Origin of the sequence: Xanthomonas sp. DAR 80977 (assembly GCF_041240605.1) — a bacterium.
GTDB classification, from domain to species: domain Bacteria; phylum Pseudomonadota; class Gammaproteobacteria; order Xanthomonadales; family Xanthomonadaceae; genus Xanthomonas_A; species Xanthomonas_A bundabergensis.
This window is the reverse complement of the sequence record NZ_CP162487.1, coordinates 5,158,172-5,175,337: the sequence shown is the minus strand read 5'-3', so window position 1 is coordinate 5,175,337 and position 17,166 is coordinate 5,158,172. Positions and strand designations below refer to the sequence as shown.

The window sequence follows — 17,166 nt, the reverse complement described above, 5'->3', positions numbered from 1 at the left end:
CTGGAGGTCCTGTGGCAACGGGAGGAAAGAGAGGAAAGAGAGGACGGCGCGTGGCCGGTGCGCATGGACCTCACAGATCCACGCCCACGCCGATGCCGGCGGAGGATTCGCCGCTGCTGAAGGCGCCGCCCAGGCTGAACGAGGCGCGCGCGCCGATCTTCCTGGCGTAGCCGATCGACAGCGCCTGCTGGCCGCCCTGGAAGCCGGCGCCCACCGACACGCGACCGCGCGGGCTCTGCGTGCCGGCGGCGTTGACCGCCATGTTGAGCATCGCCGCGCTCATCGCGCCCAGCTTGTCCATGCGCCGGTCCATGCCGTCCAGGCGGTGCTCGGTGTCGGTACGCAGCTGCTCGAAGCTGTCGTCGAGCGCGGTGACGCGGGTATTGGTGTAGGCATTGGCACTGCTCAGCGTGGCGCTGTCGCCGGAACGCATCTGCGCCACGTTGGCCGCGTCGGTGCCGGCGCTGCCGGCGGCGACGTTGGCGATCTGGCGTTCGTCGCCGCTGCTGCCCACCGAGACGGTGTTGGCGCGATCGGCGACCGAGCCCTGGCCCAGCGCCACCGCGTTGGCGGCGCTGGCCGAGGCGCCCTGGCCCAGCGCGGTCGCCGACGCGGCCGAGGCGCTGGCGCTCTCGCCGACCGCCACCGCATTGGTCGCGACCGCGGCGACGCGGGCGTTGGCGCCGACCGCGGTGCTGCCGTCGGCGTTGACCTTGGCATTGGCGCCGATCGCGGTGTCGTTGGGGCCGTAGGCCAGCGCCTCGGCGCCCATCGCCAGGCCGTTGTCGCCGTTGGCGGTGGCGCCGGAGCCGACCGCCACGGCATTGGTGCCCTGGCCGGTGCTGGGCGCGGCGGTAGCGCCGTCGCCGACGCTCACGCCATGCCCGCCGCCGGAACTGGCGAGGGCGTTGATGCGGGTATCGAATCCGGTCAGCGCCGTGTCGAGGGCGCCCATCGCCGAGCCGAGGTCGCCGTAGCGCGTCCCCTGCACCAGATAGCTGCCGCCGATCAGGTTGCCGTTGGCGTCCACCGTGCTGCCGGCGCCGAACGCGCTGGCCACGCCGCGCAGCTGCGCCAGGTTGACCGCATCGGTGTCGGCGGTGCCGGCGGCCAGGTTGGTGAGCTGGCGCTCGGCACCGGCGGCGCCGATGGACACGGTGTTGTCGCGCTCGGCGACCGACCCGGCGCCCAGCGCCACGCTGTTGTTGGTGATCACCTGCACGTCGTCGACGAAGGTGGAATTGCCGACCCGCGCGCCGGCACCGATCGCGATCGAGTGATCGCCGAACACGTCCGCGCCGGTGCCCATGGCGATGCTGTCGTAGAACAGCACCGGGGTGTCCAGGAAGAAGTTGCCGTTCCACACCATCGCCGCGCCGATGGCGATGCTGCGCGTGCCGCCGGCCCAGGCGCCGCTGCCGACGGCGGTCGCGCCCTGCTGCAGCGCCAGCGCGGCCTGCCCGAGCGCGGTGGTGTCGTCCATCGCGGCCAGGGCGCTGCCGCCCAGCGCCAGGCTGCTCTGGCCCAGCGCCCGGGAGGCGACGCCGATCGCCACGGCGAATTCGCCGGACGCCTCGCTGCGCCCGCCCACGGCCACCGCACCGTACTGGTTGGCGATCGACTGCGTGCCGATCGCCACGGTGCGTTCGGAACTGGCCTCGGCCAGCGCGCCGACCGCGGTGGCGCTGTAGGCGGTGGCCAGCGCACCGCCGCCCACGGCGGTGGACAGCGGGCCGGTGGCCTGGGTGGCCTGCAGGTAGACCCCGTCCAGGCCGAAGCCGGGATACAACTCGTTGCCCAGATCGACGATGCCGCCGATGGCGACGCTGGAGCGGTCGCTGGCGATCGCGCCGGCGCCCGTGGCCACGTTGTACTCGCCGCTGGCCTGCGCGCCGGCGCCCAGCGCGGTCGCGGCCAGGCCGGAGGCGGAGGTCTGCTGCGAAATCACCTGGCCGTTCTGCTTGTACGAGAAGTCCAGGTCGAGCACGCCGCCGACCGCGGTGGTGGAGACCTCGGTGGCCAGGCTGTTGTGCCCCACCGCCAGTGCCTGATTGGCGTAGCCGACCGCGCCGGCGCCGAGCGCGATGGTGCCGTTGCCGACCGCGGAGGCGGCTTCGCCCGCCGCCAGCGCCTCTTCGCCGTCGGCATAGGCGCCGGCATCGCTGCTGTCGCTGCCGGTGGCCTGCAGATAGAAATCGGCGTCGGCGCTCGCGTCCGCGGGTGCCGCGTTCGTGTCGGTGGCCGTCGCATCGGTCGCGGCCTGCGCCAGCGCCGGTAGCGCCAGGCACAGCGCGCACGCCAGGGCCAGCACGTTGCGGGTGCGAATGGTGGAAGCGCCGAGCGCGGCGCCGAGGGGCGGACGAGGGGCGGCGGTGCCGTGGAGGGACATGCATGCGTTCATGGCGATCTCTGGTGTGCGTGGCGACAGGGCAGGACGCGACGTCAACGGCGCGCGGGCGCCGCTTCGGTCCGAGTGGTCTTGGGAAGCGCGCCGTGATTCCCCCTGTGCGCGCTCCGTACAGCGAACTTATGCGCGGCGTCATTTGCTTGTCACCCGCAAGTTCTCGCACGATCATCACCGGGTTCTCACCGAGCCAGGTGGGATGGGGAGCACGGTCGGATGGTGAGGACGTTGTTGAACTGGTTCGACCGGGTGCCGGTCGTGGACGAGGTGGACCGGCGCAACGTGCGCGTGATCCAGCTGTTGCTGCTGTTCCTGGCGATCACCATCCCGGCCACGTTCGCGGTCGCGCTGACCCTCGCCTGGCCGCAGCTGCGCGGCCGCGCCATGCCGCCGGGCATGGTGGTGTCGCTGGCGATGAGCCTGCTGATCGCGCTGTGCGCCGCGATCGGCTTCGTGCGCGTACGCCGCGGCGCGCTGCGCGCGGGCGTGAGCTTGCTGTTGGCCGCGATGCTGGCGTCGCTGCTGGTCAATGCCGCGGTCAACGGCCTGCAGCGGCAGTTGCCGGACCAGTTGGCGCAGATGCTGGTGCTGATCCTGGCCGGGCTGGTGCTGGGGCGCCGCGCGCTGTGGATCACCTTCGGCGCACTGCTGCTGATGCTGGGCCTGGGCGTGGGCCACGACGCGCTGCTGGAATTCGTCGATGAGCCGGCGCGCGCGTTCTACAACCTGCCCTCGGTGCTGTTCAGCTACCTGCTGGTGACGCTGCTGCTGGACCGCACCACCGAGGCGCTGCGCGAGAGCCTGCGCGAATCCAACGCGCGCGGCCATCGCCTGCAGCAGGAGATGCTGGCGCGCGAACGCGCCCAGGCGCAGCTGATCCATGCGCAGAAGCGCGAGATCGTCGAGCGCATGGCCGGCGGCCTGGCCCACGACTTCAACAACGTGCTGGCGGTGATCGTCGGCTTCTCCGCCACGCGCCACGACGACGAGGCCGGCAGCGATGCCGAGCGCGTCGCGCAGCTGGAAGGCAGCCTGGGGTCGGTGGAGGAATCGGCGCGGCGCGGCATGGCCATCATCCGCCGGCTGCTGCGCTTCAGCCGCCGCGATGGCGAACAGGCCGAGGACTTCGACGCCGCCGCCGCCATCGACATGCTGCAACCGATGCTGCGGCAGCTGCTGGAAGCGCGCATCGTGCTGCGCTGCGCCTTGCCCGCGGCGCCGGCGCCGATCCACTTCGATCGCAGCCAGTTCGAACTGATGCTGCTCAACCTGGCCTGCAACAGCCGCGACGCCATCGCCGAGCGCGGCCATCTCGACATCGCCGTGCGCAGCGAGGACGCATGGACCGTCATCGAGGTCGCCGACGACGGCCAGGGCATGCCGGCGGACGTGATGGCGCGGGTGTTCGAGCCGTTCTACAGCACCAAGCCCGCCGACAGCGGCACCGGCCTGGGCCTGGCGGTGGTGCACGACCTGGTGGTGCGCGCCGGCGGCCGCATCCAGGTGCACAGCGAACTGGGCGTGGGCACCCGTTTCCTGATCGCCTTGCCGCGCGCGGAGGCGGCGGCCGGCGTGGCAGACGCTCAGCCGGCGGGATCGAAGATATAGCCCTTGCCGTGCACCGCCGCCAGCGGCAGGGCGGCGCCGCAGCGGCGCTGCGCCTTGCTGCGCAGGCGGTGCACCATCGAGTCGAGCCGGTGCGCGTCGAAGTCGTACACGCGGTCGGTCAGCGCCGCGATCAGCGCCTCGCGCGCGACCAGCAGGCCGGGCTGCTCGAGCAGGCGCCGGCACAGCCGCCGCTCGCTCGCGGTCAGCGCGGCGGCGGCGCCGGACGGCGCCAGCAGGCACCAGCCGTCCTCGCTCAGCTGCCAACGGCCGCGCGCCGGTTCCACCGCGGCGCGGCCCAGGCGCCGGGTCAGGCTGTGCAGAGTCGCGGCCAGCAGGTCGATCTCCACCGGCTTGGCCAGGTAGGCGTCGGCACCGCCGGTGAGTCCGCGCACCCGGTCCTCGGTCTGGCCCAGGCTGGTCAACATGACGATGCCGATGTCGGGATGCCGTTGGCGCAGGTCGCGGGCCACGGTGAAGCCGTCGGTATCGGGCAGGCCGACATCGAGCACGACGATGTCGGCCGGATCGGCCTGCAGCTGCGCCTGCAGTTCGGCACCGGTGCCGCAGCCATGGGGATCGAAGCCGAAACGGCGCAGGCCCGGGAGCAGGATGCGCTCGCGCAGCATCGGATCGTCCTCCAGGACCAGGACGCGCAGGGCGGCGGCAGCGGGATGGGCATTCATGCGCCGGCGCAGTGTAGCCGCAGCCGGCCGCTAGCGCGTGCCGGCGCCGGCCGCCGGTCCTTACGTGACGCAAACGCGGGCGCTGGCAGACTCGCGTTTTTCCGGCCAACGGCGGACGCAATGGCTTCACGCATCGAGGACTACGCCATGCTCGGCAACTGCCGCAGCGCGGCGCTGGTGGACCGGCAGGGATCGATCGACTGGCTGTGCCTGCCGCGCTTCGATTCCGATGCGCTGTTCGCGGCGCTGCTGGGCACCCCCGAGCACGGCCGCTGGTCGATCGCGCCGGTCGGCGAGTTCCGCAGCACGCGCCATTACCGCGACGGCAGCCTGGTGCTGGAGACCGAGTTCGAAACCGACGAAGGCGCCGTGGCGGTGCTGGACTTCATGGTCGCCAGCCACGACGACGTGGCGCACAACCACGTGGTGCGCATCGTGCGCGGGCTGCGCGGGCGGGTGCCGCTGCGCATGCAGCTGCAGCTGCGCTTCAACTACGGCCACACCATTCCCTGGGTCTCGCAGATCGATGGCGGCCTGCAGGCGATCGCCGGGCCGGACCAGATCGCGTTGCGCAGCCCGCAGCCGATGCATGGCCACGGTTTCGCCACCGAGACGGATTTCGCGCTGGAGCCGGGCGACAGCACCTGGTTCGTGCTCAGCCATGGCGCCTCGCACCTGGAACTGCCGCCGCCGCTGGCGCCGGAGCAGGCGCTGGCGCAGACCGAGGCGTTCTGGCACGGCTGGTCGCACCGCTGCGTGCATGCCGGCCCGTGGACCGAGGCGGTGCGGCGCTCGCTGGTGGTGCTGAAGGGGCTGAGCTACCTGCCCACCGGCGCGATCGTCGCCGCGCCGACCACCTCGCTGCCGGAACGGCTCGGCGGCGAGCGCAACTGGGACTACCGCTTCTGCTGGCTGCGCGATGCGGTGTTCACCCTGACCGCGCTGCACGCGGCCGGTTATTCCGACGAGGCGGCCGCCTTCCATGGCTGGCTGCAGCGCACCGTGGCCGGCTCGCCGGACCAGTTGCAGGCGCTGTACGGCATCGGCGGCGAACGGCGCATGCCCGAATGGGAGGCCGATTGGCTGCCCGGCTACGAAGGCGCGCTGCCGGTGCGCGTGGGCAATGCCGCCGCCGGCCAGTTCCAGCTGGATGTGTACGGCGAGGTGATCGCCGCGTTCCATCGCGGCCACCACGAAGGCATGGCGACCGCGGCGCACGGCCGTTCGCTGGCGCGGCAGCTGCTGGAAGTCCTGGAGCAGCGCTGGCGCGAGCCGGACGAAGGCATCTGGGAAATCCGCGACCAGCGCCGCCACTTCGTGCATTCCAAGGTGATGGCGTGGCTGGCGTTCGACTGCGGCGCGCGCGACGGGGTCACCGACGCCGATGCCGCGCAACGCGCGCACTGGCGCGCGCTGGCCGACGAAGTGCATGCGCAGGTGCTGCAACAGGGCGTGCACCGCGACGGCCATTTCGTGCAGAGCTACGGCAGCGAGCGGCTGGACGCGGCGACCCTGCTGATCCCGCTGGTCGGCTTCCTGCCGGCCGACGATCCGCGCGTGGCCGCCACCGCCGACGCGATCGCCCGGCAGCTGAGCATCGACGGCCTGGTCGAGCGCTACCGCGCCGACGACGACAGCGGCGACGGCCTGCCGGCCGGCGAGGGCACCTTCCTCGCCTGCAGCTTCTGGCTGGTGGAGAACTACGCGCTGCTCGGCCGCACCGAACAGGCGCGCGCCCTGTTCGAACGCCTGCTCGGCCTGTGCAACGACGTCGGCCTGCTGGCCGAAGAATACGATCCGCGCAGCGGCCGCATGCTCGGCAACTTTCCGCAGGGTTACTCGCACGTGGCCCTGGTCCACGCCGCGTTGCGCCTGCATGGCTTACTCGGCAAACAGGACACCCATCCATGAGCGATGCGACACAAGCGACTCCGCCCTGCCTGATCGTGGTCTTCGGCGCGCGCGGCGACCTGACCCGGCGGCTGGTGCTGCCGGCGCTGTACAACCTGCGCCGCAGCGGCGCGCTGCCCGAACAGTTCGCGGTGATCGGCGTGGACCACGGCGACATCAGCGAAACCACCTGGCGGCGCCTGCTCGGCACCGCGCTGCACGGGCTGATGGCCGACCGCGACGCCGAGTTCAAGGCCGACGGCCTGGACGAGGACGTGTGGACCTGGCTGCGCACGCGCCTGCACTACCTGCGCGGCGACTTCGCCGATGCGGCGACCTATCGCGCGCTGGGCGAGGTGATCGCCAAGTACGACGCGCAGTACCGGACCGGCGGCAACGTGCTGTTCTACCTGGCCACCGCGGCGCGCTTCTTCGCTCCGGCGATCGAGCAGCTGGGCGCGGCCGGGCTGGTCAAGCAGCACGCCGGCGGCGGCTGGCGCCGGGTGATCGTGGAGAAGCCGTTCGGCCACGACCTGCAAAGCGCCAGGCAACTCAACGCCATCGTCGGCCGCGTGCTCGACGAGGACCAGGTGTTCCGCATCGACCATTTCCTGGGCAAGGAGACGGTGCAGAACATCCTCGCCTTCCGTTTCGCCAACGGCCTGTTCGAGCCGGTGTGGAACCGCGACCGCATCGACCACGTACAGATCACCGCCGCCGAGACCATCGGCGTGGAAGGGCGCGGCGGCTTCTACGATCCGACGGGGTGCTTGCGCGACATGGTGCCCAACCACCTGTTCCAGTTGCTGGCGATGATCGCGATGGAGCCGCCGGCGGCGTTCACCCCGGCCTCGATGCTGCGCCGGCGCGCCGAGGTGATCGAGGCGGTGCGGCCGCTGGCCCCGGCCGACGTGGTGCGCGGCCAGTACGCGGCCGGCGCGATCGGGCGCAACGCGGTGCCCGGCTACCGCGAGGAAGACACGGTGCCGGCCGATTCCAACACCGAGACCTACGTGGCGATGAAGCTGCAGGTCGACACCTGGCGCTGGGCCGGCGTGCCGTTCTACCTGCGCACCGGCAAGCGCTTGCGCGAACGCACCACCGAGATCGCGATCCGCTTCAAGCCGGCGCCGCTGGCGCCGCTGCGCAGCGCCGAGATCGGCGGCTATGGTCCCGACTGGCTGGTGCTGCACATCCAGCCCGACGAAGGCATCTCGTTGCAGTTCGACGTCAAGCGCCCGGGCGCGCGGGTCAGCCTGGCGCCGGTGCGCATGGACTTCCGCTACCGCGACTGGTTCCCGAAGGAATACACGGTCGGCTACGAGCGCCTGCTGCAGGATTGCATGAACGGCGAGGCCGGCCTGTTCCAGGACGCGACCATGGTCGAGGCGGCCTGGCGCATCGTGCAGCCGATCCTCGATGCCTGGCAGGCCTCGGCCGACGAAGTGGCGCAGTACCCGGCCGGCAGCGCCGGCCCGGCCGCGGCCGACGCGCTGCTCGCGCTCAACGGCGGCCACAGCTGGCGCACCCTCACCGCCGGCCGCCGCCCGCCGCCGCGGCGCGCCCCGGAAGGCGGCGCCGAGGCCAGGCCCGCAGCGCCGGCGAAGCGTTCTTCGGCTTCTGCCAAGCCTGCCGTTTCGAAAGCCAGGGCGGCCGGCGCCGGCAAGCCCAGCAAGGCGGCGGCGGGGACTGTTTCGGCCAAGAAAGCGGTCGCCTCGTCGAAGGCGGCGCAGGGCAGGAAGACAGCGAACGGCAAGAAGACGGCCGCGCCAAAGAAGGCAGTCAACTCCTCTGCCAGAAAAGCGAGCAAGCGCACAGCGAAGAAGTCGCCCGCGACTGCGGCCAAACGACCGGCGGCGAAGCGCTGACCCGCAATGCGCGTAGCCCGCGTGGGAGCGACGTCAGGTGGCCTTGGGCCACCGTCGAGACGAGGCTTGGCTGCAGTCGGGACTGAAGTCCCTCCCACAGCGCACCCGGCACCCAGTCGCGCGCGCTGCGGGCGCAAGCCGACCGAAATCCTGTAGGAGCGGCTTCAGCCGCGACGAACGAAGCGGCGGAGTCGCCAGGTTTCGGATCCTGTCGGGGCTGAAGCCCCTCCTACAATGCCCCAGCCGCGGCTCGCGAAACCTTTGTAGGAGCGGCTTCAGCCGCGACCAACGAAGCCGAAGAATCGTCAGGTTTCAAACCCTATCGAAGCCGATGACCAGAGGCCAATCGGCTCCGCTTCCACAGCACCCGGCGAGCCGATCGCAAGTCCTGTGGGAGCGGCTTCAGCCGCGACGAACGAAGCAAGGATCCGGCCGGCATCCGGCACTGCCGTGGCCGGCGCATCTGCCGCCCGTCCCTCTGCCGCATAAGCCGCGCAAGCGCCGCATCACCAACATCACCATGCCCGCCACTACGACGGCGTCTTCGCCGCCGCAGTACCCTCCGCCGCTTCCCCAGGCGTATCGCTCACATCCGCCTCGAACAGCTGCATCAAGTCCGCGCGCGCGGCGCGCGAGGTCTGCACCACCGCCGCCTCGTCGTCGTACACCAGGTGCTGCGCGCGCAGCAGCTGCTCGTCGTGCTCGCGGAAGCGGGTGATGCGGTCGCGGGCGGTCTCCGGACTCAGCCCCAGGTTCACCAGCACCTTTTCGCTCAGTTCCAAACTCGAGGCGAACACCTCGCGGAACGGTTCGGCGCCCAGGTCCATCAGCCGCCAGGCGTGCTGGCGGTTGCGCGCGCGCGACAGCACCTGCGCCTTCGGATACAGGCGGCGGATCAGCCGCGTGGTCTTGATGTTGGTCTCCGGGTCGTCCATCGCCACCACGAAGATGCCGATGCTGTCGCTGCCGGCGGCGCGCAACAGGTCCGGGCGGCTGGGATCGCCGTAGTAGATCTTGTTGCCGAAGCGGCGCAGGTCTTCCACCGTGTCCGGGTTGTGCTCCAGCGCCACGAACGGGATGCGCTGCGCGGTCAGCAGGCGCGCCACGATCTGGCCGAAGCGGCCCATGCCGGCGATCAGCACCTGTGCGCGCTGCTCGTCCACGGTGTCGTAGCTGGCGGCCGGAGGCGGCGCGCGCCTGGCCTTGGCCGCGTCGCCGCCGTCGAGCAGGCGCTGGATGCCGATCAGCAGCAGCGGGGTCAGCGCCATCGACACGCCGACCACCGCGACCAGGCGGTCGTGGTTGGCGTCGTCGAGCAACTGCACGCGCTGCGCCTCGGTGAACACCACGAACGCGAATTCGCCGCCCAGCCACAGCAGGCTGCCCAGCAACAGCGCACTGCGCAGCGGCAGCCGCGCCACCCGGCCGATGCCGACCAGCAGGCTGAACTTGACCAGCAGCAGCGTGGCCACGCCGCCGGCGATCAGCCACGGCTCGGCGACGATGCGGTCCAGGTCGATGCCCATGCCCACGGCGATGAAGAACACGCCCAGCAGCAGGCCCTGGAATGGTTCGATCTGCGCCTCCAGTTCGTGCCGGAATTCCGAGTCGGCCAGCAGCACCCCGGCCAGGAACGCGCCCAGGCTCGGACTCAGCCCGGCCTTCTGCAGGAACCACGCATTGCCCAGCACCACCAGCAGCGCGCTGGCGGTGAACACCTCGGGCATGCGCGTGCGCGCCACGATGCGGAACAGATGGCGCAGCACGAAGCGGCCGCACAGCACCACAACCGTCAGCGCGCCGAGCGCCTGCGCCACCTCGGTCCAGGTCAGCGTGTCGTTCTTGGCCCCGCCGAGCAGCGGGATCGCCGCCAGCAACGGGATCGCGATCAGGTCCTGGAACAGCAGGATGGCGAAGCCGAGCCGGCCGTAGTCGCTGTTGAGCGCCTTGCGCTCGGCCAGCAGCTGCAGGCCCACCGCGGTGGACGACAGCGCCAGCGCCAGGCCCACCACCAGCGCGCTCTTCCAGTTCAGGTCCAGGCACAGCAGCAGCACGCCCAGCGGCAGCGCGGTCAGCACCACCTGCGCGGTGCCGGCGCCGAACACCGCGCGCCGCATCAGCTTCAGCCGTGCCGGCGACAGTTCCAGGCCGATCAGGAACAGCAGCATCACCACGCCGATCTCGGCGGCGTTGAGGATGCGGTCGGTGTCCTGCACGAAGCCCAGCCCGTCCGGACCCAAGACCACGCCCGCGGCCAGATAGGCCAGCACCGCGCCCAGGCCCAGGCGCTTGAACACCGGCACCGCGATCACCGCGGCCAGCAGCAACACCAGCGCCAGTTCCAGGCCGCCGCTATGCACGAGTCGTCTCCATCGCGCCATTATGCGGCCGCCACGCGACCGTCCGCTTACCCGGATGGGGTAGGTAAGGGCGGGCGCGGGCTCGCGGTGCCGTCAGAGTGCCGGTGGGTGGTGGGAAGGATGCCGGGCGGCTTCGGGCGATCGGCGCCGACGGGGTGCGAAGCCGGCAAGTGCACCTGCTTCGTTCGTCGCGACTGAAGTCGCTCCCACAGGGCTTCCCCGGCGCCTGGAGGAGGGCTTCAGCCACGACAGGAGCCGGCGCCGGAATGCGCGCGGCCATGCCGGTCGCGGCTGAAGCCGCTCCTGCAGGAATCGCGATTGGCTGATGGGTGAACTGTGGGAGGGGCTTCAGCCCCGACTAGGTCCGACGCCTGGAAGCGCAATCGCCCGCTGGCAAGCGACCGAAGCCGCCCACCCTCGCCGCGACTCCGATCATCCCCGCGCCAGCATCACCCGTGTACCGTTGTCGCACCGCTTGCCCGCCCCACGCCCGCCATGAGCACCTACCACCTGCAGTCCGTGTTCCGTCCCGCCTCGGTCGCCATCGTCGGCGGCAGCCCGCGCGAGCGCTCGGCCGGGCGCGCGGTGGTGCGCAACCTGCGCGCGGCCGGATTCCCCGGGCAGATCGGCTGGGTCAGCCCGCGCTACCGCGAGATCGACGGCGTGCCGACCGTGCGCCGGCTCACCGACCTGGCGTGGGTGCCGGACCTGGTGGTCATCACCGTGCCGGCGCGGATGGTGCCGCGCATCGTCGCCATCGCCGCACGGCGCGGCGTCGCCGCGGCGATCATCCTCACCGCCGGGCTGGGCGAAGGCCCGGGCTCGGCCGCGGCCCGGGTCGAGGCGGCGGCGCGCGCCAAGGGCCTGCGCATCCTCGGCCCGCATTGCCTGGGCGTGATCGCCCCGCACGCCAAGCTCAACGCCAGCATCGCCGCGCACTGCCCGCAGCCGGGCGACCTGGCGCTGGTCTCCGAATCCAGCGCCATCGCCGCCGCGCTGGTGGAGTGGGGCGTGGCGCGCTCGGTCGGCTTCTCCGCGGTGGTGTCGCTGGGGGACGCGCTGGACGTGGACTTCGGCGACCTGCTCGACTACTTCGCCACCGACTACCGCACCCGCGCCATCCTGCTGTACGTGGAACACATCCACGACGCGCGCAAGTTCATGTCCGCCGCGCGGGCCGCGGCGCGCGCCAAACCGGTGGTGGTGGTGAAGTCCGGCCGCCAGCTGCGCATCGATCCCAACGCCGACACCCACGTGCAGGCGCTGGCCAGTTCCGACGCGGTCTACGGCGCCGCCTTCGCCCGCGCCGGCCTGCTGCGTGTGCGCGCGCTGGACGAACTGTTCGCCGCGGCCGAGACCCTGGGCCGGCTCAGCACCTTCCCCGGCCGGCGCCTGGCCATCCTCAGCAACGGCGGCGGCGTCGGCCGCCTGGCGGTGGACAAGCTCGCCGACCTCGGCGGCACCCTGGCCGGGCTGTCGCCGCAGACCCTGCAGCGCCTGGAGCAGGCGCTGCCGCAGGAATGGTCGCACGCCAACCCGGTGGACATCGTGGTCGACGCCGACGGCGAGCGCTACGCCGCCGCCGCCGAAGCGCTGCTGGCCGACCCGGAGAACGACGCGGTGCTGGTGGTCAACGTGCCGACCGCGTTCACCTCTTCGGCCGACGCGGCGCAGGCGCTGACCCGCACCCTCGGCCTGCGCCCGCGCCACCACCGCGACAAGCCGGTGTTCGCGGTGTGGCTCGGCAACGACGAAAGCGCCACCGCCGCGCTCAACGCCGCGCACATCCCCACCTACGCCACCGAGGCCGACGCGGTGCGCGGCTTCATGCACCTTGTGCGCTACCGCGAAGCGCAGGCGGCGCTGATGGAGACCCCGCCCAGCCTGCCCGAGGATTTCGTGTTCGACGCGGCCACCGCGCGCGGCATCGTCGACGCCGCGCTGGCCGCCGGCCAGACCTGGCTGGATCCGCTGGCCACCACCCGCCTGCTCGCCGCCTACGGCATTCCCACCGCGCCGGTGGTGCACGCCGCCAGCGCCGCCGAGGCCGCGTCGGCGGCGGCGCCGATGCTGGCGCAGGGCCTGGCGGTCGCGGTGAAGATCCATTCGGCCGACATCCCGCACAAGTCCGACGTGGACGGCGTGCGCCTGAACCTGGTCAGCGCGCAGGCGGTGCAGGACGCCGCCGAAGGCATCCTCGCCCGCGCGCGCGCCGCGCGTCCGGATGCGCGCATCGACGGCGTGCTGGTGCAGCCTACCCTGTTGCGGCCCAAGGCGCGCGAACTGATCGCCGGCATCGCCGACGACCCCACCTTCGGCCCGGTGATTGTGTTCGGCCGCGGCGGCACCGCGGTGGAAGTGATCGACGACAAGGCGCTGGCGCTGCCGCCGCTGGACCTGCGCCTGGCCCACGAACTGATCGGCCGCACCCGCGTCAGCCGCATCCTCAAGGCCTACCGCGACGTGCCCGCGGCCGACGAGCGCGCGGTGGCGATGGTGCTGGTCAAGCTCGCGCAACTGGCCGCCGACCTGCCGGAGATCCGCGAGCTGGACATCAACCCGCTGCTGGCCGACCGCGAGGGCGTGATCGCGCTGGACGCGCGCGTGGCGGTGGCGCCGTCGCGGCGCCTGCACAAGGGCCGCGGCCACCCGCGCTTCGCGATCTTCCCGTATCCGAAGGAATGGGAGCGGCGCATCGTGCTCAACGACGGCGCCGCCGCCCTGGTGCGCCCGGTGCGCCCGGAAGACGACGCGCTGTTCCGCAGCTTCTTCGCCCGCGTCACCGACGAGGACCTGCGCCTGCGCTTCTTCCAGGCGGTGAAGCACTTCAGCCACGAATTCATCGCCCGCCTGACCCAGCTCGACTACGCACGCTCGATCGCGCTGGTGGCGATCGAGCCGCGCAGCGGCGACATGCTCGGCGCGGTGCGCCTGCATGCCGACGCCGATTACGACCGCGGCGAATACGGCATCCTGATCCGCTCCGACCTCAAGGGCCACGGCATCGGCTGGCAACTGATGCGGATCATGATCGAGTATGCCGGCTGGCTCGGCCTCAACGTGGTCGAAGGCCAGGTGCTGCGCGAGAACCGCACCATGCTCGCCATGTGCGAACACCTGGGCTTCAAGGCCACGCCGGACCCGGAGGACGCGACGCTGATGGATGTGGTGTTGCCGGTGGGGAAGGGCTGACTGCCGGACGCTCGATGCCGCATGCGCAAACCGAACGACAAGGCTGCGAAGAGTGAAGTACATCGTACGAATCCATGATGCCGATGAGCTCATGCGTGTGCAGGCGTTGCTGCGTGCCAAGGGCATCCCGACGCACGTGGTACAGGAAGAATCCCAGCGAATGGGAGCGCAATGGGCCGTTTTCGTCTGCGTCAATGCGCAAGCGACCGACGCCCTGCAGCTGTTGCGCGATCCCAATCACATGCCGGCAATGTCGATCGACGCCGCCGCACTCGAGCAAGCTGCACGGAACCCGGATCTGCGGCATCTCACCCGCGCGGCGACCATCGTGTTCTGCGTCGGCGTCCCCATGTTGTGCCTGTTGATCTACGTGCTCTGGCGTTATTTCTGACGCGGGAATGGCACAGGCAGCGGATGCCCTCGGCCTGGCTGGAACGTGATGCTCGGAGAGGGGCAGGCGCATTCGGCCCGTGGAGGCGCACACTGCCTGGGCCCCGGCGTTTGAAGCTGGTCCACGATGCGCCATACTGGCGATGCCGCCGCTGCAATGCGGCCCAAGGGTTGCTCGCAGGCAGATGGGGATCGCTGAGTCTTCGGTCGTTTCGTTCCGGGTCTTCGGAGATGACCTCGTGCCCGCCGAGGTGACCGCGCTTCTGGGATGCGAGCCGACCCACGCGTTCGCAAAAGACGATGTGCGTATCGGCAAGAAGACCGGAAACCGGTACGTGGAGAAGACCGGGCGTTGGAGCGTGTTTGCTGCCGATCGGCACCCCGAAGACATCGCTGCCCAGATTTCCGAAATCCTCGGCAAGTTGAGCGCCGATCCGGCGGTCTGGGACCTGCTCGCGTCGCGGTTCACGCTCGATATCCTCTGCGGCGTTTTCATGGGGTCGTCGAATGATGGGCTCGAACTCAGCCCGAGCGTGCTCGGGGAGCTCTCCAGGCGTGGGGTCTCGCTGTGCCTGGACATCTATGACAACTCCGAAGACTGATATGGCCTGCATGAACGCTTGCGAGCAAGTACTGCGTGATGGCGCAACGCGATAAGCGATTGCGATGGAGACTTCGGAAAAATTCTTTCCCCAATATTTGATTGCTCATGCGTGCTTCGACTGCCGCAAGAGCTTCAAGATCGCGCCGCGGCCGGGCTACGTTGCCGTGTGCCCGAATTGCGCCGGCGAGATCCATGAGATGGGCCGCTCGTTCAAGGTGCCGCCCGCCAGGGACGCAGAGCAGTGGGCGAAGGTCCAGGCGCTCTACGATGCCGGCTTCCGCTTCTCCAGTTACCGCAGCACGTCTGCACCACCGCTGCCCGACAGGCTCGCGCAAGTGCCAGAATTTCTCAGAGACAACCCGGCACACCCATTGCGCGTGGCAGCGCCGCGCAACGCGCGTTAGGTGTCCTCATGCGACGCAAAGTGCTGCAAGACATCGCCAACACTCTCTGCCAGATGACGGTTGGCTGGCGCATGGGCGACGACGTCGAACGGATGGCCGAGCTTCCCGATGGAACGCTCTACATCGATTTGTTGGATAAGACGATCGCGCATAGCGCCGGCCACAGTCCGACGCTATGGATCGCCGGTGAGCTGAGTGCATGGCTGGAGCACAGGCTGAGCGTCGAGAAGATCGACCGTCGCGAACTGGTGCACGCCAGGCTCGAACTGCGGTATGAGACCGGACGCATAAGGACGGAACGGAAGAAGGTCGTTTCGTTCGACTTCGAGTGTCGTTCCTCGCTACAAACGGACGAGGTGGAGTATCGCGGCGTCGCCGTCGATCGCCATGCCTACCACCAGCGCATCGTGTCTGGTCCATCTTCCCGGCAGGCGCGCGATGGCGGCGGTGAACCAGCTTAAGTCCAGCGCAACCCGATGCTGCCTCGCAGCAACCGCGTTGCGATTTGCGGGCGCCACGCCACGCTTGAACGGCGTACACGGAACTCGCCTTGCGCACTCGGCGGTTCCCTGCTTATCGTTTGCTGCGCGCTGGTGCCGCAGGGGAGCGCCATGCCGTTTCGACAGCATCCGATAGGCGCATCGACGATGGTTGTCGTCCCTTTCCCTATGCTGTTCGCCAAAAAAGGCGCATCCCATGACTGAATCGGATTCTCCCTTCCTGCTCTCGCGCCGTAGCTTCCTCGGCGGTGCCGGGAGCACGGTGATCTTCGCGTCGCCGCTGCGCGCCATGGTTCTTTTTGATAGCGCTAGCAATGCGTTCCGGATCGCGGGCGACGGGGGCGTCGCGCCGATCCATGTGGACGCGCAGGATTTCCCTGGCGTGGCCAGAGCGGCGCGCGATCTTGCCGAGGACGTCGGCCGCGTGTTCGGAACGCCAGCTGCGCTCGTGAACGAAGCCAGCCGGCTCGGGCGCCCGGCTGTGTTGATCGGCACCCTCGGCAAAAGTGCGGTCATCGACGCGCTGGTCCGCTCCGGCAAGCTCGATGTCGCGCCGATCGCCGGGCAGTGGGAGTCATTCACGCTGCAGACCGTGTCCGATCCGATGCCTGGCGTGGCCGAGGCGCTGGTGATCGCCGGCAGCGACAAGCGCGGCACCATCTACGGCATCTATGCACTGTCCGAGCAGATCGGCGTGTCGCCCTGGTATTGGTGGGCGGACGTGCCGGTGCGCCGCCGTACGGCGATCTCGATCCGGCGCGGCAAGCATTTCCAAGGCCCGCCCGCGGTGAAGTACCGCGGCGTGTTCCTCAACGACGAACAGCCGTGCCTGGGCAAGTGGACCACCGAGAAGTTCGGCGGGATGAATGTGGCGTTCTATACCCGGCTGTTCGAGGTGCTGCTGCGTCTGCGCGCGAACTACCTGTGGCCGGCGATGTGGGACAACGCGTTCGCGCAGGACGATGCGGACAATGCGCGGCTGGCCGATGAGTACGGCATCGTGATGGGTACCTCGCACCACGAGCCGATGATGCGCGCGCACAAGGAGTGGACCGAGTACCGCGCGCAATACGGCAACGGCGAATGGAACTACGCCACCAACAGGGACGCGTTGCAGACCTTCTTCCGCGAAGGCATCGCACGCAACTACGATGGGCTTGCATTTGGTGAAGTGACTTTGCCGTATGATTTTTGCCTTGGGCGGAGTTTGGTAGTTGGTTTAAGTGGGTTGTGAGAATGCTTGTCGAATTTTTCGAAGTCCCT

General features: G+C 70.1%; 12 protein-coding genes. 9 read left to right on the top strand and 3 right to left on the bottom strand.

The features are described from left to right. Positions 1-70: 70 nt before the first annotated feature. Positions 71-2,401 (bottom strand): YadA family autotransporter adhesin, encoded by a 2,331-nt coding sequence (locus tag AB3X10_RS22065; protein ID WP_369977576.1) that lies wholly within the window; start codon positions 2,399-2,401, stop codon positions 71-73. Positions 2,402-2,620: 219 nt separating this feature from the next. On the opposite strand from AB3X10_RS22065, the gene AB3X10_RS22060 reads away from it, so the two are divergent. Beyond that, the gene (locus AB3X10_RS22060) at positions 2,621-4,012 is read left to right on the top strand and encodes a sensor histidine kinase (RefSeq protein WP_369977574.1); all 1,392 of its coding nucleotides are present in this window, start codon (positions 2,621-2,623) and stop codon (positions 4,010-4,012) included. On the opposite strand, the gene AB3X10_RS22055 is transcribed toward AB3X10_RS22060, so the two are convergent. Beyond that, entirely contained in the window at positions 3,988-4,695 is a 708-nt protein-coding gene (locus AB3X10_RS22055) for a response regulator transcription factor (RefSeq protein WP_369977572.1), read from the bottom strand. The genes AB3X10_RS22060 and AB3X10_RS22055 overlap by 25 nt on opposite strands. A gap of 120 nt (positions 4,696-4,815) precedes the next feature. Between AB3X10_RS22055 and AB3X10_RS22050 the strand changes: the two genes are divergently transcribed. Next, a complete protein-coding gene (locus tag AB3X10_RS22050) occupies positions 4,816-6,606 on the top strand; it encodes a glycoside hydrolase family 15 protein (RefSeq protein ID WP_369977570.1) in 1,791 nt (596 codons plus the stop codon). Further along, on the top strand, positions 6,603-8,453 hold the full coding sequence (zwf, locus tag AB3X10_RS22045) for a glucose-6-phosphate dehydrogenase (RefSeq protein ID WP_369977569.1): 1,851 nt from the start codon (positions 6,603-6,605) through the stop codon (positions 8,451-8,453). Before AB3X10_RS22050 ends, zwf begins: the two co-directional genes overlap by 4 nt. Before the next feature lie 530 nt (positions 8,454-8,983). On the opposite strand, the gene AB3X10_RS22040 is transcribed toward zwf, so the two are convergent. Next, complete coding sequence (locus AB3X10_RS22040) at positions 8,984-10,813, bottom strand: monovalent cation:proton antiporter-2 (CPA2) family protein (RefSeq protein WP_369977567.1); 1,830 nt, start codon at positions 10,811-10,813, stop codon at positions 8,984-8,986. Between the two features lie 495 nt (positions 10,814-11,308). Between AB3X10_RS22040 and AB3X10_RS22035 the strand changes: the two genes are divergently transcribed. From AB3X10_RS22035 to AB3X10_RS22010, 6 genes are all read left to right on the top strand, one after another. After that, on the top strand, positions 11,309-14,005 hold the full coding sequence (locus AB3X10_RS22035; RefSeq protein ID WP_369977565.1) for a bifunctional acetate--CoA ligase family protein/GNAT family N-acetyltransferase: 2,697 nt from the start codon (positions 11,309-11,311) through the stop codon (positions 14,003-14,005). 52 nt (positions 14,006-14,057) lie between these two features. Further along, positions 14,058-14,396 (top strand): hypothetical protein, encoded by a 339-nt coding sequence (locus AB3X10_RS22030; protein WP_369977564.1) that lies wholly within the window; start codon positions 14,058-14,060, stop codon positions 14,394-14,396. 238 nt (positions 14,397-14,634) lie between these two features. After that, positions 14,635-14,997 carry a DUF4279 domain-containing protein gene (locus tag AB3X10_RS22025; RefSeq protein WP_369977562.1) on the top strand — a complete coding sequence of 121 codons (363 nt, stop codon included), beginning with the start codon at positions 14,635-14,637 and terminating at the stop codon, positions 14,995-14,997. Between the two features lie 64 nt (positions 14,998-15,061). Then, complete coding sequence (locus tag AB3X10_RS22020; protein WP_369977560.1) at positions 15,062-15,403, top strand: hypothetical protein; 342 nt, start codon at positions 15,062-15,064, stop codon at positions 15,401-15,403. Positions 15,404-15,411: 8 nt separating this feature from the next. Beyond that, positions 15,412-15,864 carry a hypothetical protein gene (locus AB3X10_RS22015; protein WP_369977558.1) on the top strand — a complete coding sequence of 151 codons (453 nt, stop codon included), beginning with the start codon at positions 15,412-15,414 and terminating at the stop codon, positions 15,862-15,864. A gap of 235 nt (positions 15,865-16,099) precedes the next feature. After that, positions 16,100-17,137, top strand: a complete 1,038-nt coding sequence (locus AB3X10_RS22010; protein WP_369977556.1) for a glycosyl hydrolase 115 family protein — start codon at positions 16,100-16,102, stop codon at positions 17,135-17,137. The last annotated feature ends 29 nt before the right edge of the window (positions 17,138-17,166 follow it).

Excerpts from the sequence above, each read along its gene's own strand:
- AB3X10_RS22065 (WP_369977576.1), bottom strand. The coding sequence starts at position 2,401 with ATGAACGCATGCATGTCCCTCCACGGCACCGCCGCCCCTCGTCCGCCC.
- AB3X10_RS22060 (WP_369977574.1), top strand. The coding sequence starts at position 2,621 with ATGGTGAGGACGTTGTTGAACTGGTTCGACCGGGTGCCGGTCGTGGAC.
- AB3X10_RS22055 (WP_369977572.1), bottom strand. The coding sequence starts at position 4,695 with ATGAATGCCCATCCCGCTGCCGCCGCCCTGCGCGTCCTGGTCCTGGAG.
- AB3X10_RS22050 (WP_369977570.1), top strand. The coding sequence starts at position 4,816 with ATGGCTTCACGCATCGAGGACTACGCCATGCTCGGCAACTGCCGCAGC.
- zwf (WP_369977569.1), top strand. The coding sequence starts at position 6,603 with ATGAGCGATGCGACACAAGCGACTCCGCCCTGCCTGATCGTGGTCTTC.
- AB3X10_RS22035 (WP_369977565.1), top strand. The coding sequence starts at position 11,309 with ATGAGCACCTACCACCTGCAGTCCGTGTTCCGTCCCGCCTCGGTCGCC.
- AB3X10_RS22020 (WP_369977560.1), top strand. The coding sequence starts at position 15,062 with ATGGAGACTTCGGAAAAATTCTTTCCCCAATATTTGATTGCTCATGCG.
- AB3X10_RS22015 (WP_369977558.1), top strand. The coding sequence starts at position 15,412 with ATGCGACGCAAAGTGCTGCAAGACATCGCCAACACTCTCTGCCAGATG.
- AB3X10_RS22010 (WP_369977556.1), top strand. The coding sequence starts at position 16,100 with ATGACTGAATCGGATTCTCCCTTCCTGCTCTCGCGCCGTAGCTTCCTC.